Below are 22,440 nucleotides of genomic sequence, written 5' to 3'. Positions count from 1 at the left end.
ACCGTCGTTCGCGGACTCGGCGCAATGCGGCTGTTACAATTGGTCGATATGAGCCGGCACCTATGCTGAACCGCCCCGCTCACGCCCTGACCGCCGGAAGCCGCGACTGATGACCTCCATGATCCGGCGCCCTGACAGGCTCGCTGTGCTCGCCGCCCCGCTGCTGCTCGCGGGCTGCGTGGTCGGCCCCGCGTTCCACGCGCCGAAAACCCCGGTCCCGACCGCATTCGTCTCGCCTGCCACAGCCCAACCCGCCTGGCCGAAACCCGGCTGGTGGCACAATTTCGGCTCATCGGAACTCGATACGCTGGTCGCCGCCGCAAAACTGCACAATTTTTCAGTGGTCGAGGCGATCGATCAGCTCGAAGCGGCCAACGCCCAGATCGAGGTGTCCGGATCGTCATTGCTGCCGACCATCACCGGTGCCGGCAGCGGCAATTTCCAGCAGGCCGGCTCCGGTGCGGCCGGGGCATCGTCACGCTCGTCGTTTTCGCAATTCGGCGGCCTCGGCTCGAACAAGAATTCGACCACCCATAATTATTCGGCAAATTTCCAGGCGTCGTATCAGCTCGATTTCTGGGGCAAGAATTACGATGCGCTGCGCGCCGCCCAGGCGAACGCCGCCGCCGCCCAGTTCAATGCCGCCACGGTGGCGCTGACCGAGGAAGCCGCGGTCGCGACCACCTATTTCCAGGTGCTCGCCTATCAGGACGAGCTGGCGATCGCGCACCACAATCTCGACGCCGCGCAGGGCCTGCTCAATCAGTTGAACGCCGAGTTCCATGCCGGCGTGGTCGATCAGCCGACCGTCGCACAGCAGGCGGCGCTGGTGGCCTCGGAGCGCGCGACGATCCCCAATCTGGTCTCGGAACTGCGCCAGCAGGCTCTGGGGCTGGGGATTCTGACAGGTCAGGCACCGGAGTTTTTGCGCGTGCACGGCGGTTCGCTGAACGATATCACAATCCCGCCGCTCCGCCCCGGCGTGCCCTCGGCGCTGCTGACCCGCCGGCCCGATGTCGCGGCCGCGGAAGCGACGCTGATCGGTGCCAACGCCACGGTGCGCGGCGCGATTGCCGCGTTCTTTCCCGCGATCAGCCTGACCGGTTCGGCCGGGTGGCAGAGCACGGCGCTGAACACGCTGCTCAACCCCGGCTCGCTGCTGCTCTCGGCCGCGACATCGCTGAGCCAGCCGATCTTTGAGGGCGGCGCACTCACCGGCACCCTCGGCGTCGATCGCGCGACCTATCGCGAGGATGTCGCGAAATACGAGCAGGCGGTGGTGCAGGCGTTCACCGATGTCGAAACCGCGATGACCGCGCTGCATTACGCGACCGACCAGGAGCATCTGCAGCGGATTGCGGTGCAGCGCGCGCAATCCGCCCTCGATGGCGCGCGCGCGCAGTTGCAGGCCGGCGTGGTCGATGTCAGCACCGTGCTGAACGCCGAGCAAACCCTGCTGTCGGATCAGAACACGCTCGAACAGGCGCGGCTGACGCGGCTCGATGCGGCGGTGAATTTGTACAAGGCGATGGGCGGCGGCTGGGTTGTGCCGAAAAACGAGGTTCGATGATCATGGCGAAGCGGCGCGGAACGATAATTGCCGTCGTGGTGGTGCTGGTGCTGGTCGCCGTGGTGGTGATCCGGCTGCAAGGCGGCGGCACCAAAAAGAAGCATGTCGCCTCGACCGCCATCCCCGTCGAGGTCGCAAAATCGGTCGTGCGGACCGTGCCGGTGTACCTGGATGCGCTGGGCACCGTCGTGCCGTACCGCACCGTGACGGTGCAGCCGATGATCACCGGGCCGCTGAAAAAAGTGCTGTTCCACGAAGGCCAGTTCGTCCAGCAAGGCCAGGAAATCGCCGAGATCGACCCGGCCCCGTATCAGGCAACCCTCGATCAGGCGAAGGCAAAACTGGCGCAGGACAAGGCAAGCCTGCTCAACGCCGAATTGCAGGCGCGGCAATACGCCTCGCTGGTGGCGCAGAACTACACCTCGAAACAACAGGCCGCGACCGCGACCGCCACCGCCGCCGAAGACCGCGCCCTGGTCAAGCAGGATCAGGCCGCGATCGAGACCGACCTGATCAACCTGGGCTATACGAAAATCAAGGCGCCGATTTCCGGCCTGACCGGCATTCTGCAGGTCAACGCAGGCAATATCGTCAATCCCAACCTCACCAACGGCATCGTCGTGATCAACACGCTGCAACCGGTGTCGGTGCAGTTCAGCCTGCCGCAGCAGGATCTGCCGCAGATCACCACAGCAATGCAGGGCGGCGCGGCCGTACCGCTGGTCGCGACTGCCGAGGGCGATCCGCAAACCGCGACCGTGCTCGACCACGGCACGTTGTCGGTGCTCGACAATACGGTGAACGCCAACACCGGCACACTCACCCTGAAGGGCAAATTCCCCAACCCCAAACTCGCGCTCTGGCCGGGGTCCTACGTGAACGTGCGCACGCTGGTGCGCAACATTTCCAACGCGGTCACGGTGCCGCCGGTCGCGGTGCAGCAGGGGCCGAGCGGCAGTTTCGTGTTCCTGGTCAAGCCCGCCGCGGCCGGGCATAAAGACGCCACCGTGGTCGATCAGCCGATCACCATCGGCTACGAAACCGAACAACTCGTCGTGGTCGCCAAGGGTCTGGCAGCCGGCGATCAGGTCGTCACCGAAGGCAATTCGCGCCTGAAGGATGGTGCCAAAATCAAGATCGTCGCAGCCCCCAAGGCCGGCGCCGCGTGAACATCTCGGCCCCGTTCATCGGCCGGCCGGTCGCGACCACGCTGCTGGCGATCGCGATTTTCCTGCTCGGGGTGCTCGGCTACAATGCCCTGCCGGTCTCCTCGCTGCCGCAGGTCGATTTCCCGACCATCCAGGTGGTCACCAAACTGCCCGGCGCCTCGCCCGATACCGCATCGAAACTGCTGACCGCCCCGCTCGAACGCCAGTTCGGCGAAATCGCCGGTCTCGCCTCGATGAGTTCGATCTCGAGCCAGGGCACCAGCGCGATCACCCTGCGGTTCGACCTGTCGGTTTCGCTCGATACCGCCGCGCAGAACGTGCAGGCCGCGATCAACGCCGCCTCCGGCACGCTGCCGCCCAATTTGCAGTATCCGCCGACCTATACCGAGGTGAACCCGGCCGATGCGCCGATCATCACTTTGGCGCTCACCTCGAAAACCGTGCCGATCTACACCATCGCCAACGCCGCCCAGACGCAGATCGTACCGAAACTGTCCGAGATCAGCGGCGTCGGCAATGTCTCGGTCGAAGGCGGCATGACCAAGGCGATCCGCATCAACGTCAATCCCGCGCGCCTCGCGGCCTACGGTATTTCGCTCGAAGACGTCCGCAACGCGATCGCCAACGCGAATCAGAGCGGTGCCAAAGGCGCGTTCAACGGCACCGACCAATCCTACACGCTCGGCGCCAACGACCAGATCACCGACCCCGCGCAATATCGCAACGTCATCATCGCCTATCAGAACAAGGCACCGGTCCGGCTTTCGGCGGTCGGTTCGGTGACCGAGGGGCTGGAAAACAACCAGCAGATCGCGAGCTACAACAACACGCCGGCGGTGGTGATCGATATCGAGCGCCAGCCCGGCGCCAATATCGTGAGCACGGTGCAGAACGTGCAATCCGCGCTGAGCGATCTGGGCAAGGACCTGCCGCCCGGCATCAAGCTGCAGATCGTCGCGAACCGCACCGGCACCATCAAGGCCTCGGTCAACGACGTGCAGATCACCCTGCTCACCTCGGCCCTGCTGGTGGTGCTGGTGATCTTTCTGTTCCTGCCCAACCCGCGCGCGGTGCTGATCCCCGCGATCGCGCTGCCACTCTCGATCGTTGCGACCTTCGCGGTGATGAGCGAGCTTGGCTATCAGCTCGATAATCTGTCGCTGATGGCGCTCACCGTCGCATCGGGTTTCGTGGTCGACGATGCCATCGTCATGATCGAGAACATCGTCCGCTTCATCGAGGCCGGCGAGCCACCGATGCGCGCGGCCTACCTCGGATCGCGCCAGATCGGCTTCACCATCGTCTCGCTCACCATCTCGCTGGTCGCGGTGTTCATCCCGCTGCTGTTCATGCCCGGCGTGATCGGCCGGCTGTTCTCGGAATTCGCGGTGACCCTCGCGGTCGCGGTGGTGATCTCGGCGGTGATCTCGCTCACCCTGACACCGATGATGAGCGCCCGCTTGCTGCGCCCCGGCAGCGATGCCCGGCCGGGACGGATTGCCCGCGGTGCCGAGGCGGTGCTGCTGCGCGTGCGCAATTCCTACCAGCGCGGCCTGAACTGGAGCCTCGCGCACCAGCGTTTCATGATGCTGGTGTTCGCCGCGACCGTGGTGATCACCGGCTTGCTGTTCGTGGTGATCCCCAAGGCGCTGCTGCCGCAGGAAGACACCGGCGCCATCGTCGCGGTGACCGAGGCCGGGCAGAGCGTCTCGCTCGATGCGATGAACACGCTCCAGACAAAGGCGATCGGCATCATCCTGCACAACAAGGCGGTCGCCGGCGTCACCTCGCTGCTCGGCTCGGGCCTGACCAACCCGACGCCGAACACCGGGCGGCTGAACATCAGCCTCAAACCGTTCGGCACGCGGCCGGGCATCGGCACCGTCATGCGCCAGTTGCAAGCCTCGCTCACCGGCATTCCGGGGTTCAGCATCTATATGCAGCCGGTGCAGGACATCACGCTGTCCTCGCGCATTTCACCGACCCAGTACCAATACACCCTGACCGATACTGACCAGGCCGAGCTTGATACCTGGACCACCAAAATCGAGGCCGCGCTGAAACAACTGCCCCAGATCGCCGATCTGGCGAGCGATCAGCAGAACCAGGGGCTGGAGACCTATGTCGATGTCAATCGCGCCGCGGCATCGCGCCTCGGTATCAGCATGGCGACAATCGAAGCCACATTGTACGACGCGTTCGGCCAGCGCCAGATCTCGACCATCTATACCCAGAACGCGCAGTACCGCGTCATCCTCGGCGTCGATCCAGGCTATGCCGCCTCGCCGCAGGCACTCGCCAACCTGTTCCTGCCGACCGGCAGCCTGACCACCAGCAGCAGCAGCGCCGCCCTCGGCCCGGGTGGGTCGGTCAGCGGCAACAGCACCACCACGCTCGGCGCGACCAGCGGCACCACCACCAGCGGTTCGAGCAACGCCAGCACCAGCACGGCGAGCACCACCGCCGTCGCATCGCAGGTGCCGCTGCTCCAGGTCGCCACCATCCAGCGGAAATTCGGCCCCCTCGCGATCACCCGCGAAGACCAGTTCCCCTCGGTGACGCTGAGTTTCAACCTGGCCAACGGCGCCTCGCTGGGCAGCGCCGAGACCGCGATTGCCAAGGCCCAGCAGGCGCTCGGTGTGCCGCAGACCATCAGCGGCACCTTCTCCGGCGCCGCCGCCGAATTCCAGACCGCCCTCTCCGAGGAACCCTGGCTGATCGCCGCCGCCCTCGTCGTCATCTATATCGTGCTCGGCGTGCTCTATGAATCCGTGATCCACCCGGTCACAATTCTATCCACCCTGCCCTCCGCCGGCATCGGCGCGCTGCTTGCCCTCATGCTCACCGGCACCGAATTCACCCTGGTCGCCCTGGTCGGCATCGTGCTGCTGATGGGCATCGTGAAAAAGAACGGCATCATCATGGTCGATTTCGCGATCGAGGCCGAACGCGACCGCGGCCTCACCCCCGAAGCCGCGATCATGGAAGCCGCCATCCTGCGCTTCCGCCCGATCATGATGACGACCATGGCCGCCCTGTTCGGCGCGGTGCCGCTGGTGCTCGAAGGCGGCGCCGGCTCCGAACTGCGCGCACCGCTCGGCATCGCCATCATCGGCGGCCTGCTGGTCAGCCAGCTGCTCACGCTGTTCACCACGCCGGTGGTCTACCTCGCGATGGAACGGCTGCGCCCCACCGCGCGCCGCAGCCGCAGCGCGACGCCCGTTCCGGCCGAATAGCGATGGGGTTTTCCGACCCCTTCATCCGCCGGCCGATCGGCACCGCCCTACTCGCTTTGGGCATTCTGATCGCGGGCACGCTGGCCTATTTCCAATTACCGGTCGCCGCCGTCCCCAGCATCCCGATCCCCGCGATCGTGGTGTTCGCCTCCGAACCCGGCGCCTCGCCCAGCATCATGGCAAGCACCATCGCCTCGCCGCTCGAACACACGCTGGGTACTATCCCCGGCATCGATGATGTCCGCTCGATCAACTCCACCGGTTCAGCCTCGGTCATCCTGCTGTTCGATACCGGCACCAGCATCACCGCCGATGCCCACGCCGTGCAGGCCGCCATCAACGCGGCCCTGCCCAACCTGCCCTCGGCCATGCCCAGCCGGCCGTTTTACAAGGAGTTCAACCCGGCATCCCGCCCGGTGATGACCATCGCGCTGTCATCGAAAACCATGAGCCTCGGCAATATCTACAACATTGCCGACACCACGCTCGATCAGCGCCTCGCGCAAATCCCCGGCGTCGCCCAGGTCAACCTCTACGGCGGCGGCTCGCCGGCCGTGCGCATCCGCCTCAACACCCAGGCCCTCGCCGCGGCCGGGCTGACCAGCACGGATGTCTATAATTCAGTCCGAAGTGCTAATGAAATCGAGCCGATCGGCGTGCTGCAAGGCAAGCGCACCGCCTCGATCATCGCGACCAACGGGCAGTTGCACACCGCCGCCGAATATGGCCGCATCGTCCTGAAATCGAAATCCGGCGCCATGCTGCGCCTGTCGGATGTCGCCTCGGTGGTCGACAGCGTGGCCAACACCCAACTCGCCGCCTCGGCCGATGGCCACCCCGCCATCACCATCGAAATCACCAAGACCGCCCAGGCCAACGTGATCAAGACCGTCGAAGGCATCAAGGCGCTGCTGCCCGAAGTCCGCAAATTCCTGCCGCCCTCGGTCAAACTCACCGTCCTGACCGATCGCACCACCACCATCCGCGCCAGCGTCGCCGATATCCAGTTGACCCTGCTGATCACCATCGTGCTGGTGCTCGCCGTCGTCACGCTGTTCATGCGCCGCCTCACACCCACCATCGCCGCCGGCGTCACCGTGCCGCTCTCCCTCGCCGGCACCGTCGCCGTCATGTGGGCGATGGGATTCTCGCTCGATAATTTCTCACTCCTCGCCCTGACCATCTGCGTCGGCTTCGTGGTCGACGATGCGATCGTCATGATCGAAAACATCGTCGCCCAGCACGAACGCGGGCTGTCCGGCATCGAAGCCGCCCTGGTCGGCGCGCGCCAGATCGGCTTCACCGTGTTCTCGATCACCGTATCGCTCGTCGTCGTGTTCCTGCCGCTCACCCTGATGGGCGGCATCATCGGCAGCCTGTTCTACGAATTTGCAATGACCCTCTCGGTCGCGATCGTGATTTCCGGCGTCATCTCGCTCACCGTCACGCCGATGATCTGCGCCCATTTCATGGGCCGCACCTCCACCATCGGCCGCGACTCCCGCCTCGCCCGCGGCATCGACCGCGCATACCACAACACCCTGGAAGCCTACGCGCGCAGCCTCGACTGGGCGCTCCGCCACCGCTGGCTGATGCTGATCAGCTTCGCGCTCACTTTGGTCCTCACCATCTTTCTCTACATCAAGGTACCGAAATCCTTCATCCCCGAGGAAGACAGCGGCCTGATCATCGCGCAAACCCTGGCCCCCACCGATGTCTCGTTCAACCGCATGCAACGGCTCGAAGCCCGCGTCGTCAAAATCGTGCGGCAGGACAACGCGGTCGCAACCGTCAGTTCACGCATCGGCGTCGCCAATGGCTTCTCCACCGCAAACCGCGGCACCATGTTCATCGGGCTGAAACCCCTGTCGGACCGCTCGATCTCCGCACAAAACGTCATCCTGCGCCTGCAGAAAAAACTCGCCCGGATTCCCGGCATCACCACCAACATGCAGGTGGCCCAGGACATATTTTTCGGCGGCCAATCAAACGGCGGCGAATACAGCTTCTCCGTGGTCGACTCCTCGCTCGATGAACTCGATGCCGTGACCCGCCAGATCGAAGCCAAACTCCGCACCCTGAAATCGATCAACAATATCGGCACCGATCAGGACAAGGCCCAGACCGAAATCATGATCGACATCAACCGCAACGCCGCCGCCCGCCTCGGCGTATCCATCGCCGCGATCGACGGGGTCCTGCAAAACGCCTACGCCCAACAACAGGTCTCGCGCATCTATCAAGCGCAAAACCAGTACGAAGTCGTCATGAAAGTTCCAGCCAGGCTCGACCGCGCACCCAGCGACCTCAGCCACCTCTTCGTCAACGGCTCGAAAGGCCCCGTCCCGCTCGATCAGGTCGCAACCTACAGCCGCACCACCGCACCGCTCTCCGTTACCCATCTCGATGGCGAACCCGCCGGGACCATCAGCTTCAACGTCGGCAAAGGCGCCTCGCTCGGCCCCGCAATCGCCCAGGTCAAAGCCGCCATCGCCTCGATGCCGCTGCCCGATACCGTCAAAATCCAGTTCGGCGGCAACGCGAAATACTTCCTCGCATCGATCGAAAAAGAACCCCTGCTGATCGCCGCCGCACTCGTCGCCATCTACATCGTGCTCGGCGTGCTCTACGAAAGCCTGACCCAGCCCCTCACCATCCTCTCCACCCTGCCCTCCGCCGGCGTCGGCGCCCTGCTCGCTTTGCTGATCACCGGCACACCCCTCTCGGTCATCGGCGTCATCGGCGTCTTCCTGCTGATGGGTATCGTGAAAAAAAACGGCATCATGCTGGTCGATTTCGCCCTCAACGCCGAACGCGAAGGCGGCATGACACCCCAACAAGCCATCCGCGCCGCCTGCATCGAACGCTTCCGCCCGATCATGATGACCACCATCGCCGCCATGCTCGGCGCCCTGCCGCTCGCCTTCGCCGTCGGCACCGGCGAACAACTCCGCCGCCCCCTCGGCATCGCCGTCATCGGCGGCCTGATCGTCTGCCAAGCCCTGACCCTCTACACCACGCCGGTCATCTACCTGGCCCTCGGCGGCTTCGGCAAACGCCGCGCCCGCCGCATCACCACCATGCCTGCCGAATAACGCCCAGCTTGGGTGGTGGCGCCGGTGAGGAAGCAAGGCCAGGGGCTCTGCCCCTGGACCCCGTTAAAGGCGGAGCCTTTAAAATCCATTAGTTTTAGGTAAGGGGAGGGCGCTGCCTCGGTGGTTCAACTGATCTGGCCTGGGTCGCCCTCCCCTTACCTAAAACTAGCGGGTTCTAAGGGCTCGGCCCTTAGTGGGGGTCGAGGGGGCAAAGCCCCCCGCCTTACTTCCTCACCGGCACACCCACCCAAGCCGGGCGTTATTCGAGCACCAGAGCGTGGTACAGGGTGGCGTAGTGTTTGGCGGGGTGGGTCCAGGAGACGTCGAGTGTCATGGCGTTGGTTTGCATTTGTTGCCAGCGGGGCTGATCGGCGAACAGGGCTGCGGCGCGGCGCAGTCCGTCGGCGAGGCCGTTGGTGGTGACGGGGCCGAACTGGATGCCGGTTGCCACACCGGCGCCGAGCGCGGCGGGGTTGGCGTCGATCACGGTATCGACCAGGCCGCCGACGAGTGAAACCACCGGGATGGCGCCGTAGTGTTGTGCGGCGAGCTGGGTCAGACCGCATGGTTCGAAGCGTGACGGCACCAGGATGGCGTCGGCGCCGCCCTGGATCAGGTGCGACAATCGTTCCTCGAAGCCGATGACCGCGGCGACCGATCCGGGCCAGCGCGCCATGGCCGCGCGCAACCCGGCCTCGAGCGCGGGCTCACCGCTGCCCAGCACCGCGAGTTGCGCGCCGAGTGCTGTGAGCAGCGGCAAGGCCTCGATGATCAGGTCGATCCCCTTCTGCCCGGCCAAGCGGCTGACCACGCCGAACAGCAGCGCGTCTGGCCGCGCATCCAGCCCCATGCGTGCCTGCAGCGCCGATTTGTTCGTGCCGCGCGGTGACAGATCGCCGGGTCCGAAGGGTGCGACCAGCAAGGGGTCGCGCGCCGGGTTCCAGGCGATGGTATCGAGCCCGTTCAGAATGCCGTGCATCACGCCGGCCCGGGCGCGGATCAACCCATCGAGGCCCATGCCGCCTTCGGGTGTTGCAATCTCGACCGCGTAGCGCGGCGAGACGGTGGTGATCGCATCGGCAAACTGCAGGCCCGCCTTCAGAAACCCGATGCTGCCGTAGTATTCGACACCATCGATCGCGTAGGCCGACGCCGGCAGCCCGAGCGCGCCGAGTAGATCGGCGGGAAACTGCCCCTGATAGGCCAGATTATGCACCGTCATCACACAAGGCGGGCCGCCGCCGGCGTAGTGCAGATAGGCGGGCAGCAATCCCGCCTGCCAGTCGTGCGCGTGCACCACATCGGGCACGAAGCCGGCGATGGCACCTTGCGCAATCAGCACGCCGGCGCGGCAGAGTGCGGCAAAGCGTTGTGCGTTGTCCGGCCAGTCGGCGCCGTTGGAGGCGAGATACGGGTTGCCGGGCCGGGCGAACAAATGCGGCGCATCGAGCGCGAACATCGGCAATCCGTCAGGCTCACCCGCCACCACCCGCGCCGGCCCGCCGAATAAATCCGCGATCGACAGCACCGTCTCGGCCTCTGCCAGCGCGGCCATCACGGCGGGATAACCCGGCACCAGGGCCCGCATGGCGACGCCCTCGCGCGCCAATGCGCCCGGCAACGCGCCCATCACATCGGCCAGCCCGCCGGTTTTCACCAGCGGATAGATCTCCGAACCGACCGACAGGACCTTGAGCACTAGTGGGTATCCAGCCGATCGATCATCGCCTGGGTGATCAGGCAAACGCCTTTGTCGGTCCTTCGAAACCGCAGCGCGTCCTCGACGGCGTTCTCCCCGACCACCAGGCCTTCGGGGATGCGCACGCCGCGGTCGATCACCACATTGGTCAGGCGCGCGTACCGCCCGACATCGACATCCGGCAACAGCACCGCTGCCGTGACCTGCGAAAACGAATTCACCCGCACCCCGGTGAACAAAAGGCTGCGCCGCAGCGCCGCCCCCGAAACCACGCAGCCGCCGCACACCAACGATGAAACCGCAAGGCCCCGCCTGCCATCTTCGTCATGAATGAATTTGGCGGGCGGCGTGCCTTCGGTATAGGTCCAGATCGGCCAGCTTTGGTCATAGATGTCGAGCGAAGGCACGAAATCGGTGAGGTCGATATTGGCCTCCCAATACGCATCGACCGTGCCGACATCGCGCCAATACGGCTCCGCCTCCTTGCTCGAACGCACGCAGGAACGCGAGAAATGATGCGCCATGGCCCGCCCGTTGCGCACCAGCCCGGGGATGATGTCCTTGCCGAAATCATGTTCGGAATCCGGGTTGGCCGCATCGCGCCGCAGTTCGTCGAACAGGAATTTGGTGTCGAACACATAGATGCCCATGCTGGCGAGCGCGACATCGCTGCGCCCCGGCATCGGCGGCGGATCGGCCGGTTTTTCGAGGAAATCGATGATCCGGTCGTTCGCATCGGTGTGCATCACACCAAAGCCGCTCGCCTCGGCCAACGGCACTTCGACGCAGGCAACCGTCACATCTGCCTGCTGGGCGACGTGTTGTTGCAGAAGAACTTCGTAGTCCATTTTATAAATATGATCACCGGCCAAAATAATGATATGCGCGGGCGCGATGCTCTCGATGATTTCGATATTCTGATACACGGCATCGGCAGTACCCAGATACCAGCTATTCTCGGAAACCCGCTGGCTTGCCGGTAATATGTCGAAGCTTTCATTGCGTTCGCGCCGAAAGAACGTCCAACCCAACTGCAAATGTCGGATCAGACTATGCGCTTTATACTGTGTCGCAACACCGATATGGCGGATCCCCGAGTTCAGCGCGTTCGACAGCGCGAAATCGATGATCCGCCATTTACCCCCGAAATGCACCGCCGGCTTCGCCCGCTTGTCGGTCAGGTCATGCAGCCGCGAGCCCCGGCCCCCGGCCAGAACATACGCCATCGCATTGCGCGATAGCGGTTTGTTGAGGCTGTCTCGATTGTTCATGGCGATGTTCCTTCCCGTGGCACCCGCCGGGTTTACCGGTCGGGTTTGTGATTATGCCCTGCTCATGTGGTCTCCAGACCGGTCGTGCGCCAGATGTTGCGCGCGTAATCACCGATCGCGCGATCGGATGAAAAATACGCCATGCCCGCGGTATTCATGATCGATGCACGCCACCACGCTTCCTGGTCGCCCCACAACCGATCGACCCGGCGTTGCGCCTGCGCGTAGGAATCGAAATCGGCGGTCACCAGAAACCGGTCATCGCCGCGCAGTTCATGCACCAGCGGGTGAAACCGGCTGGCATCATCGGGCGAGAACACGCCCGACCACACGGCGTCGATCACCTCGGCCAGCGCGGGTGATGCCGAAATCGAATGATGCGGCCGCCAGCCGTCACGCTTGCGATCGGCCACTTCGGCGGCGGTGAGGCCGAAGATAAAGATGTTGTCATCACCGACATGATCGCGGATTTCAACATTGGCACCATCGAGCGTGCCGATCGTCAAGGCGCCGTTCAGGGCGAATTTCATGTTGCCGGTGCCCGATGCCTCCATGCCGGCGGTCGAGATCTGCTCGGAAAGATCGGCCGCCGGAATGATCATCTCGGCCAGGCTGACATTGAAATTCGGCATAAACACGACCTTCAGCAGACCGCGCACCGTGGGGTCGCTGTTGATCACCTTGGCGACGTCGTTGACCAGCTTGATGATGAGTTTCGCCTGATGATAGCTCGCCGCCGCCTTGCCCGCGAAAATCTTGACCCGCGGCACCCACCCGGCCGAAGGCCGCGCGCGGATCGCATCGTACAGCGCGATGGTTTCCAGAATATTGAGCAATTGCCGCTTGTATTCATGGATGCGTTTGACATGGATATCGAACATCGCATCCGGATCGAGCTTGATCCGCATCCGGTCGCGCACCCATTTCGAAAGTATAATTTTATGGTTGCGCCGGCACGCGATCAAACGATTGCGAAACCCGGCATCCGAAGCCAGATCGCGCAGCGCCACAAGTTCCGCCGGGTCATCGCACACATGCTCGCCCAGCGCCTCGACCAGCAATCGCGTCAGGCCCGGATTGGCTTCATACAGCCAGCGCCGGAACGTGATGCCGTTGGTGACATTGGTGATCCGCTCGGGAAACATCTTGTGCAGATCGGCAAACACCGTCTCGCGCATCAAATCCGTGTGCAGCGCCGAAACACCGTTGATCCGGTGCGACCCGATGAACGCGAGCGTGCCCATCCGCACCCGCCGGCCATGCGTTTCATCGATCAGCGACAGGCCCGCGAGTTTATCATCGCTGCCCATGCCGAGCATGCGGACCTGTTCCAGGTGATCGGCATTGATCAGATAGATAATCTGCATCTGGCGCGGCAGCATCCGCTCCATCAGCGGCACCGGCCAGGTCTCCAGCGCCTCGGGTAGCAGCGTGTGGTTGGTGTACGAAAACGTTCCTTTCGTGATCTCCCACGCCTCGGCCCATTCGAGCCCGTGCTCATCAACCAGCAGACGCATCAACTCGGCAACCGCAATCGAGGGATGCGTGTCGTTGAGCTGAATCGCAACCTTGTCAGGCAGGAGGCGCAGATCCTTGAACTGCGTGATGTGCCGGCGCAGCATGTCCTGCAACGAGGCGGCCGCGAAAAAATACTCCTGGCGCAGCCGCAATTCCTGCCCCGCCGCCGTCGCATCCGATGGGTAGAGCACCCGCGAGATCGATTGCGCGCGCACGTCCTGCGCCAGCGCGCCGACGTAATCGCCCGCGTTGAAGGTTTCGAGTTGCAGCGGATCGACCGCGCGGGCCGACCACAGGCGCAACGAATTCACATGCCGGCCGCGCCAGCCGACCACCGGCGTATCATACGCCACCGCGCGCACCACCTCGCCCGGATGCCAGACGTGCCGAACCTCGCCCTCCTCGTCGCGCACCGCTTCGACATGCCCGCCGAACCCGATGTCATACGCAACTTCCGGCCGCTCGAACTCCCAGGGGTTGCCGACCGCGAGCCAATCTTCCGGAAATTCCAGCTGGCGGCCATCATCGATCGCCTGCTTGAACAATCCGTTATTGTAACGAATACCATAGCCGTAGCCGGGGATCGAAAGCGTCGCCATGCTCTCCATGAAACACGCCGCGAGGCGCCCCAACCCGCCGTTGCCGAGCGCGGCATCGGGCTCGGCGTCCCGCACCCGGTCCAGATCGACGCCGAGTTCCGCGAGTGCCGCGCGCGTCACATCGACCATGCCGAGATTGGTCAACGTGTCGAACATCAGCCGCCCGATCAGAAACTCGAGCGAAAGGTAATACACCCGCTTATGGCCGCGCTCGTAGATTTTGTTAGTGCTGGCAATCCAGCGCTCCACCACCCGGTCGCGCAGCGCCAGCGCGAGTGCGACGAACCAATCCCGGTCGTTTGCCGTCACCACGTTCTTGCCGACCCCATAGATCAGCTTGGCGACGATCGCCTCACGCCAGTCCTGGCTGGTGCGGATCGGGGCGAGCGGCGGCGGATCGTTGGAGAGCATTTTCTTCGTGCGCTGGGTTTGATCGGGTCGATCCTGCACCGGCGTGTTGTTCATCAGGGACTACCTCTCGTTGTCTTGCCGATCAGACTGACACGGAAACGCGCCTCCCTGCAATGAAACTTTGCGCTGTCACATCGAGCGGCCAGCGCGGCCGGCACGGCGTCGCGAGCGCATCCGGCCCCAGCCCGGCGCGCGCCCGCTCGATCGCGGCCCAGGCCACCATCGTCGCGTTGTCGGTGCACAGGCGCAAGGGTGGTGCGAACAGCGCATGGCCGGTGCGCGCGGCAACCGCCCGCAATCCCGTGCGAATCGCCTGATTGGCCGCAACCCCGCCCGCCACCACCACGCCGCTGGCCGATGGCATCATCGCCAGCGCATGCGCGAGCCGATCCGCCATGGTCGCCACCACCGCGGCCTGAAACGAAGCCGCGATAGCCGCCGCATCATCACGATCGAGCGCACCCGCCGGCCGTGCGGCGACCAGCTGCGCCACCGCCGTCTTCAGTCCAGAAAACGAGAAATCACACCCTTCCCGCCCCAGCATCGGGCGCGGCAGCGCAAACCGCGCCGCATCGCCTTCGGCCGCCAGCAACTCCAGCGCCGGTCCGCCCGGATAGGCGAGCCCCAGCAGCTTCGCCACCTTGTCGAACGCCTCGCCCGCCGCGTCATCGAGCGTGGTGCCAAGCTGGCGATACCGCCCGACCCCCTCCACCGCGATCAACGCGGTATGCCCTCCCGAAACCAGCAGCAACACATAAGGAAATGCCGGCGCCACCGCCGAAAGCCCCGGCAACCGCGCGGTCAGCGCATGCGCCTCGAGGTGATTGATCGCATAGAAATCCGCCCCGGTGGCGAGCGCCATGCCCTTGGCAAAACCGCCGCCGATGATCAGCCCGCCGATCAAGCCCGGCCCCACGGTCGCGGCCACCGCACTCACATCAGCCGCCCGCACCCCGGCCGTACGCAGCACGGATGCCACCATCGGCCCCAGCGCCGCCAGATGCGCGCGCGCCGCAATCTCGGGCACCACGCCGCCGAACGGCGCATGATCGGCGATCTGGCTCGCCACCAGCTCGGCCCGCACCACCCCGGCGCCGTCGAGCACGGCGCACGCCGTCTCATCGCACGAGGTCTCGATCCCCAGCACCAGTGCCGCGGCATCATGCCCGATATTTCCGGCTTTTCTTTCCATGCCGATCCTTTAAAGCAAGCAGGATGGACCAGGAAACCACGGCTACACCAAAAGTCGCCCCCCACACCGGCCGCCTGCCCCTGCGGGTCGGCACCCGCGGCTCGCCGCTCGCGCGAAAACAGACCGAGATGTTCTTGGCCGCACTCCGCGAAATCTGCCCCGCACTCGGCTACGCGCCGGATGCGTTCGCCGCCGAGATCATCAGCACCACCGGCGATCAGGTGCTCGACCGCCCGCTCGCCGAACTCGGCGGCAAAGGCCTGTTCGCCAAGGAAATCCACGAGGCGCTGCTCGACAAGCGAATCGATTTCGCCGTCCACTCCCTGAAAGACCTGGAAACCACCCTCCCCGCGGGCATCATCCTCGCCTGCACCATGAAGCGCGAAGACGCCCGCGACGCGCTGATCCTGTCCGATGAATATAAAATCGAGGACGGTGCCGAAATCTGGTCCGCTTTGCCCGCCAACGCCCGCATCGGCACCTCCTCGGTCCGCCGCCAGGCGCAGTTGCTCCACGCCCGGCCCGATCTGAAAATGGAATTGCTGCGCGGCAACGTCCGCACCCGGCTCGATGCCGCGCGCACCGGCAAGTTCGACGCCACCCTGCTCGCCCTCGCCGGCCTGCGCCGCCTCGGCTTCGAGTCGGAGGTCTCCGCCGCGATCGACCCGGAAGCGATGGTCCCCTCCGCCTGCCAGGGCATCGTCGGCATCACCGTGCGCGCGGAAGACGCGGCCCTCGGCCATCTGCTCGCGATGATCGAGGACAAGGAAGCCAAAGCCGTCGCCACCGCCGAGCGCGCCCTGCTCGCCGCCCTCGATGGTTCCTGCCGCACCCCGATCGGCGGCTACGCCCGCCTGCTGCCGGATGGCACACTGCACCTCACCGGACTCACCGCCCGCGCCGATGGCAGCTTCCTGCTCAAACGCAGCGAAACCGCCGATGCGGCCGATGCCGAACGCCTGGGCCAGGAACTCGGCGCGTCCCTCCGGCGCGACAGCCCATCCGATATTTTTCTTGACTGAGTCGCTGACGATCCTGGTCACCAGGCCCGAGCCCGGCGGCTCCGCCACCGCCGATCTGCTGCGCGCCCGCGGCCACGTGCCGGTGCTCGCCCCCTGCCTCGACATCGAAGCCCTGCCCGCCACCCTGCCATACACCTGCGATGCCATCGTCATCGCCAGCGCCCAGGCGCTGCCCGGCCTGCCCGCCGCGTGGCGCGCCATCCCGCTGTTCGCGGTGGGCGATGCCACCGCCGCCCGCGCGCGCGACCTGGGGTTCATCACCGTCGAAAGCGCCTCAGGCACGGCGCGCGACCTCGCCGATCTGGTCGCCCGGCAACTCAAGCCGCACGCCGCCATCGTGCTGCCCTGCGGCGCCGGCCACAGCCTCGAACTCGCCGCCGCCTTGCGCACGGCAGGGTTTCGCGTCACCCGCCGCGTCGTCTACTGCTCACGCCCCACCGAACATCTCTCCGCCGCCGCCATCGCCGCCCTCGCCGCCGAGGCGGTCGACCGCGTGATGATCTTTTCCCCCGCCACCGCCCGCCGCTTCGCCAGCCTGATCGACCACGAGTCGCTCGCCGGCACCCTCCGCCGCGCCATCGCCATCGCGATCAGCCCCGCCGCCGCCGCCCCCCTCGCCCGCCTGCCGTTCCGCGCCATCCGCGCGGCGATTTCACCGGATCAGGATCACATGCTAGCGATACTGCCATGAGCGAACCCGAAAACCACCCGATGCCGCCGCAAGGCGAAGCCATCGTCGATCACCCGATCACCACCCCGATCGACGATCCGGTCATCACGCCCACCGCGCCCCCCGAACGCACCGACAATCGCGGCCCGATCGTGGCCGGAATCGTCCTGTTCCTGCTGCTCGCGGCCGGCGAGGCCTGGCTGTTTCACGCCCAGGGCACCGCATCCGACCAGACCAGCACGATCGCCGCCCTCACCCAGCAGGTCGACAGCCTGAAATCCGAGGTCGCGACCCTGCAATCCCGGCTGGAAACGACCAACACCAAAGTCGCTGGCCTCGCCAACCGGCCCGCACCGTCGCCACCGCCCCCCCAGGTCAAGGTCGAACCCAAAATCCCGTCTGCCCTGGCCGACCAGATCAAGACCATGCAGGCCGGCATCGCCTCGCTCTCGACCACCGCCTTGGCCGATCACGCCGCCCTCGCCACGCTGCAAACCAACGCCGCCGACCTGCCCAAGCAGGTCGCCAAGGCGCAGATGCTCGCACAACTCGCCCAGGCCAGCCTCGCGCTGGAAAATGGCGCGCCGCTCGGCACCATTCCCAACGCGCCGGAAGCCCTGGTCCGCTACGCGACCGCAGCACCACCCACCCTCGCCGGCCTCAAGGCCAGCTTCCCCGCCTACGCCGACAAAGCCACCATCGCGGGCGGCGATGTCGCCGCATCCGGCGGCTTCTGGCAACGGGTCAAGGGCCGGGTGGAAAGCATGGTCACCATCCGCCACAACGCCCGCGTGCTGGTCGGCAGCCGCGCCGCCGGCATCCTCGGCGCCGCGCAGACCGACCTCGATCACAACGATCTAACCGCCGCTTTGACCGCTCTGAAACCGCTGCCCCAAGGCGCCGCAACGGTCATGGCACCCTGGATCACCAAGGCAAACCACCTCATCGCGGCGCGCACCGCCCTGGCCACCATGGCGGCATCGCCCGCCACCGGCGCGGCGGGGTCGCACTGATGTTGCGCGCATTCGGCTTCGCCATCGTCGCCCTGATCGTGCTCGGCGCCGTCTGGTATGTCGCGATGCTGCCCGGGCACATCACGATCGATTTCGGCAGCTACGCCGCCACCGCCTCGACGCCGATCGCCATCCTGCTGCTCGCCATCCTGGTGCTCATTCTCATCCTGTTTGCCGGCATCATCCGCGCCCTGCTGCGCACCCCCGCCCGGGTCGCCGCGCGCCGCAACCTCTCGCGCCGCAACAATGCCGATGCCGCCTCACTCCGCGCCCTGTCCGCCATGGCCGCCGGTGATGACCGCACCGCCGCCAACCACGCCCGCATCGCCCAGCGCCAGGCGCCCGACGCACCACTCACCCTCTACGTCGCCGGGGAAACCGCGCGCCGCACCGGCGATCACGCCACCGCCGACCGGCATTTCGCCGCCCTGGCCCGCCACAAGGACGCCGGGTTTCTCGGCTGGCGCGGTCTGGTCAATCACCGCACCCAGGCCGGCGGTGATGCCGCCGCCCTGGCCGAAGCCGAAGCCCAGACCCGCCAAGCCGCCGTGGCCTATCCCAACTCGGTGTGGCTGCGCGACCAGCGCGTGCAACTCGCCTTCAACCAGAACCGCTACGCCGATGCCGCACGCCTCGCGACCGACCCGCCGGCCCGCGCCGCCCTCGCGATCATGGCATCCCGCACCGCCGAGGGCGAACGCATGGCGATCGACTGGGCGCGCGAAGCCGTCCGCGCCGCCCCTTCTCTCGCCCCGGCCCATCTCGCGCTCTACGCCGCCCACGAACGCGCGGGTCATCTGTGGCGCGCCAAACGCGCCCTGGTCGCCGGCTGGAAAGCCGCCCCGCACCCGGATCTCGCCGCCGCCTACCTGAGCTCGATCAACCTGCCGCTCGATCGCGCCCGCGCCGCGCAAAAACTGGCCAGCGCCAATCCCGGTCATCCGGAAAGCGAGGCCCTGCTCGCCCGCACCGCCAAAGCGGCCGATCTCGCCGGTGAAGCCCAACGCCACGAAGCCCGCGCGATGGCCGCCGCCGGCAGCGCATGGGTCTGCGCCGCCTGCGACACCAAACACGCCGACTGGCAGGCCAATTGCCGCAAATGCGGCACGATCGGCAGCCTCGGCTGGGTCAAACCGCCGCCGGACCCGACGACTGTGCTGCTGCCGTCACCGCAACCGGCGGCCTGATCCGCGCTTTCGCCCAATCAAGGCACCGCCGTTCGACGGTATAGTGCAGCACCGCGGCAAGCCCGACCGAACCCGCCAGCGTCAGCGGCCCCCACACCAGCGAAAACCACACCGGATCACCCAAGGCCGCGCCACCAACCACCACCGCCAGCGTCCGGCCCACCGGCTCGTTGACCAGATACAGCGGATAGGAAATCGCCCCCAGCCACAGCACGGCCGGATGATCGAGGCACCGCGCGATCGGCCGGACCAGCCGATGATCGGGCGTGCGCTGGGCCGCGATCATCACCGCCCAGACCAGCGGCGGCAACGCCTTGGCGATCATGGCGAAGCCGCTGCCATGACTGGCGCCGATCACCACGGCCACCCCCAGCGCCGCGCCGAATCCAACCAGCCCCGCACCCCCGCGCCACAACCGCGCCGCGGCAATCCCGATCGCGAAATAAGCCGCCTCGTTCGGCAGAAACGCCCGATGGAACCGCCAATGCAGCGGCATCACCGCCGCATAACCCCGCCCGACCACCGCCACCGCCAGACACAGCCACACCAGCCGCCGCAACCCCCGATCGTCACTGCCGACCAGCGGCATCACCAGAGCGATCACGACGTAAAACTGCCACTCGGTCGAAAGACTCCAGGCCGGGCTGAGCATCGAGAATTGCAGGTCAGGCAACCACCCGCGCGGCGTAATCCCCTGCAACAGCGCCAGATGCATCGCAAGATGAGCTGGCCACGATGTCGGTAGTCGCCGCTCCCAGATCATAGAACCAATATCACCCGGACGTATCCACGGCATGACATCGAACGGCGACCGCCACGCCAGCGCAACCGTCGCCAGCCCCAGCACAACGAAATACACCGGCAGCAACCGCCACGCCCGTGCCACCAGAAACGCCCGCGCCCGCCCGCCAAACCGCGCCATCGACTGCACGATCACCAGCCCCGACAACGCGAAAAACAGGTTCACCGCCGCCAGACCATGGCTGACCAACGCTTCAATCACGCGCCCGACCATCGGCGGCCACGGAATGAACGGCGCCGTATGCCCCAGCATCACATAAACGGCGAGAATCCCCCGCAGACCATCCAGCCGGGTCAACCGACCGATCGTCTGCCGAGGCGAATCAGAATGCAACCGCGCCGTCATGACGCGGTGATAACACAACCTTAAGTCGAATTATACCAAAATCAGAGGCGCCGCCGCCCCGAAATCGCGTGATACACCACCAGCACCACCACCGACCCGATCACCGCAACGAACAGGCTGTACAAATTGAACCCGGTGATCGGCGCCGCCCCCAGCGCCGAAAAAATCGAGCCGCCAACCAGCGCGCCGATAATGCCCAACACCATATCCACCAGCGGTCCCTTGCCCGCATTGTCAACGATCAGGCTCGCGATCCAACCAGCGATCAGACCGAGCACGATAATAGCCAGCAATCCCATGGGCCACGCTCCTTGATAACAGTGTCAACGTCGCGAATATCCCGAATTATGGCACATCGGCGCACCCGCCTCAACGAATGTCGGTGCCCGCCAGATGCAACCGCCGCGCCTCGATCCCCTGCCACACCAGCAACACCGGTACCGCAATGATCACATCCCGCGCCCGCCGCAACAACGAGACCGACAACGCAATATCGGGCGGAATCCCGAAAATCGTGCCCAACAGGCTGTAAGCCGCCTCCTGCACCCCAATGCGCCCGGGAACGAAAAACCCCGCCGCCAGAATCGCATGCAGCAACGCCTCGATCGTCAACGCATCAACCAGACTGATCGCCGTCCCCAACGCATGAAACGCCACATACGACGTCACGCCCGCCGCAAACCAGCACACCAGATGCAACAGCCCCGCCGCAAAAATCCGCCCCGGCCGCGCATAAATCGCATCAATCGCCACCTGCAACCGCTCCAGCCGCACCGCCGCGCCATCCGCCGAACGCCCGGCAATCCGCATCGCAAGGCCACGAAACACCCGCCCGCCGCCGCGCTGCACCAGCAAAAACCCCGCCGCCCCCAACACCGCAACCCCAAGCCCGCCCGCAACCGGCACCAGCAAATCACTGCCCGGCGCCAACCGCGCCAACAACACAACACCCGTCGCGATAAAAACCAGCTCGGCCAGAAACTCCACGGTAATGTCCGCCAGCGTCGAAGCCGTCGCCGCCGCCACATTCACCCCACCCAACGCAATCGCCCGCCCACCCAACACAAACCCGCCCACATGCGAAAACGGCAAAAACTCACCCGCCGAATCCCGCACCATCCGCCCATAATACAACAGCCAATACCGCCCGCCCTGCGCCCGATCCAACAAAAGCCGCCACGCCCCCGCCAAACCCGCAATCACCACCAGCTGCACAGCAAAATACACCGCAAACCCAACCAGACTCACCCGGTCGATCGCCCGCAAAACCCCGCCCCACCCCAACCACGCAATCGTCGCCGTAAACAAAACCAGCCCAAGCAAAGCAAACGCCGCCGGCCACCCCCTGAACCCACTCACCAAAAACCCCCATCCCGCATCCCCACCCCCTACCAAACCCCACCGCGCCCTGCAAAAAATACCGGCGCGTGGGGCCGGGTGGCCGGGGCGCTTGGAGCAAGGAAGGCCAGGGGCTCTGCCCCTGGACCCCGTTAAAGGCAGAGCCTTTAAAATCCATTAGTTTTAGGCAAGGGGAGGGCGACACAGGCCAGATCGACGGAAAATCCGAGGCAGCGCCCTCCCCTTGCCTAAAACTAGCGGGTTCTAAGGGCTAAGCCCTTAGTGGGGGTCGAGGGGGCAAAG

Annotated in this window: 15 protein-coding genes; 8 read left to right on the top strand and 7 right to left on the bottom strand. The window is 65.6% G+C overall.

Annotated elements, in window-relative coordinates; all coding sequences use genetic code 11:
- The first annotated feature begins 109 nt into the window (after positions 1–109).
- Genes B7X49_RS05635 through B7X49_RS05620 form a run of 4 tightly spaced genes read left to right on the top strand, consistent with a single transcriptional unit; the run spans position 110 to position 9,070 of the window.
- On the top strand, positions 110–1,570 hold the full coding sequence (locus B7X49_RS05635) for an efflux transporter outer membrane subunit (RefSeq protein WP_286703861.1): 1,461 nt from the start codon (positions 110–112) through the stop codon (positions 1,568–1,570).
- Positions 1,567–2,739, top strand: coding sequence for an efflux RND transporter periplasmic adaptor subunit (locus B7X49_RS05630; protein ID WP_286838562.1), 1,173 nt, complete (start codon positions 1,567–1,569; stop codon positions 2,737–2,739). The genes B7X49_RS05635 and B7X49_RS05630 overlap by 4 nt, the downstream gene beginning before the upstream one ends.
- Positions 2,736–5,975, top strand: a complete 3,240-nt coding sequence (locus B7X49_RS05625) for an efflux RND transporter permease subunit (protein ID WP_286703859.1) — start codon at positions 2,736–2,738, stop codon at positions 5,973–5,975. The genes B7X49_RS05630 and B7X49_RS05625 overlap by 4 nt, the downstream gene beginning before the upstream one ends.
- 2 nt (positions 5,976–5,977) lie before the next feature.
- Positions 5,978–9,070 carry an efflux RND transporter permease subunit gene (locus B7X49_RS05620; protein WP_286703858.1) on the top strand — a complete coding sequence of 1,031 codons (3,093 nt, stop codon included), beginning with the start codon at positions 5,978–5,980 and terminating at the stop codon, positions 9,068–9,070.
- Positions 9,071–9,329: 259 nt separating this feature from the next.
- Here the strand turns inward: B7X49_RS05620 and glgA are convergent, their stop codons facing one another.
- The 4 genes from glgA to tsaD form a co-directional block, all read right to left on the bottom strand.
- Complete coding sequence (gene glgA / locus B7X49_RS05615) at positions 9,330–10,769, bottom strand: glycogen synthase GlgA (RefSeq protein WP_286703857.1); 1,440 nt, start codon at positions 10,767–10,769, stop codon at positions 9,330–9,332.
- A complete protein-coding gene (glgC, locus tag B7X49_RS05610) occupies positions 10,769–12,040 on the bottom strand; it encodes a glucose-1-phosphate adenylyltransferase (RefSeq protein ID WP_286703856.1) in 1,272 nt (423 codons plus the stop codon). Before glgC ends, glgA begins: the two co-directional genes overlap by 1 nt.
- Before the next feature lie 62 nt (positions 12,041–12,102).
- Positions 12,103–14,568, bottom strand: coding sequence for a glycogen/starch/alpha-glucan phosphorylase (locus B7X49_RS05605; protein ID WP_286703885.1), 2,466 nt, complete (start codon positions 14,566–14,568; stop codon positions 12,103–12,105).
- Positions 14,569–14,650: 82 nt separating this feature from the next.
- Positions 14,651–15,760 carry a tRNA (adenosine(37)-N6)-threonylcarbamoyltransferase complex transferase subunit TsaD gene (tsaD, locus tag B7X49_RS05600; RefSeq protein WP_286703855.1) on the bottom strand — a complete coding sequence of 370 codons (1,110 nt, stop codon included), beginning with the start codon at positions 15,758–15,760 and terminating at the stop codon, positions 14,651–14,653.
- 23 nt (positions 15,761–15,783) lie between these two features.
- Between tsaD and hemC the strand changes: the two genes are divergently transcribed.
- The 4 genes from hemC to B7X49_RS05580 are packed head-to-tail and all read left to right on the top strand — an operon-like array spanning position 15,784 to position 19,652.
- Positions 15,784–16,782: a hydroxymethylbilane synthase gene (gene hemC, locus B7X49_RS05595; RefSeq protein WP_286703854.1), complete on the top strand. Its 999-nt coding sequence runs from the start codon at positions 15,784–15,786 to the stop codon at positions 16,780–16,782.
- The gene (locus B7X49_RS05590; protein ID WP_286703853.1) at positions 16,775–17,473 is read left to right on the top strand and encodes a uroporphyrinogen-III synthase; all 699 of its coding nucleotides are present in this window, start codon (positions 16,775–16,777) and stop codon (positions 17,471–17,473) included. The genes hemC and B7X49_RS05590 overlap by 8 nt, the downstream gene beginning before the upstream one ends.
- Entirely contained in the window at positions 17,470–18,465 is a 996-nt protein-coding gene (locus B7X49_RS05585) for a COG4223 family protein (RefSeq protein WP_286703852.1), read from the top strand. The genes B7X49_RS05590 and B7X49_RS05585 overlap by 4 nt, the downstream gene beginning before the upstream one ends.
- Complete coding sequence (locus B7X49_RS05580) at positions 18,465–19,652, top strand: heme biosynthesis HemY N-terminal domain-containing protein (protein WP_286703851.1); 1,188 nt, start codon at positions 18,465–18,467, stop codon at positions 19,650–19,652. Before B7X49_RS05585 ends, B7X49_RS05580 begins: the two co-directional genes overlap by 1 nt.
- Here the strand turns inward: B7X49_RS05580 and B7X49_RS05575 are convergent.
- From B7X49_RS05575 to B7X49_RS05565, 3 genes are all read right to left on the bottom strand, one after another.
- The gene (locus B7X49_RS05575; RefSeq protein ID WP_286703850.1) at positions 19,594–20,751 is read right to left on the bottom strand and encodes an acyltransferase; all 1,158 of its coding nucleotides are present in this window, start codon (positions 20,749–20,751) and stop codon (positions 19,594–19,596) included. The two genes, B7X49_RS05580 and B7X49_RS05575, sit on opposite strands and share 59 nt — an antisense overlap.
- Positions 20,752–20,840: 89 nt before the next feature.
- On the bottom strand, positions 20,841–21,098 hold the full coding sequence (locus B7X49_RS05570) for a GlsB/YeaQ/YmgE family stress response membrane protein (RefSeq protein WP_029311132.1): 258 nt from the start codon (positions 21,096–21,098) through the stop codon (positions 20,841–20,843).
- A gap of 70 nt (positions 21,099–21,168) precedes the next feature.
- Positions 21,169–22,158: a lysylphosphatidylglycerol synthase domain-containing protein gene (locus B7X49_RS05565; protein ID WP_245594068.1), complete on the bottom strand. Its 990-nt coding sequence runs from the start codon at positions 22,156–22,158 to the stop codon at positions 21,169–21,171.
- Positions 22,159–22,440: the final 282 nt, after the last annotated feature.

The sequence above is a fragment of the Acidiphilium sp. 34-64-41 genome, from assembly GCF_002282635.1.
Taxonomy (GTDB): Bacteria; Pseudomonadota; Alphaproteobacteria; order Acetobacterales; family Acetobacteraceae; genus Acidiphilium; species Acidiphilium rubrum.
The sequence above is the reverse complement of the archived record's forward strand: the minus strand, read 5'-3'. Positions and strand labels throughout refer to the sequence as shown.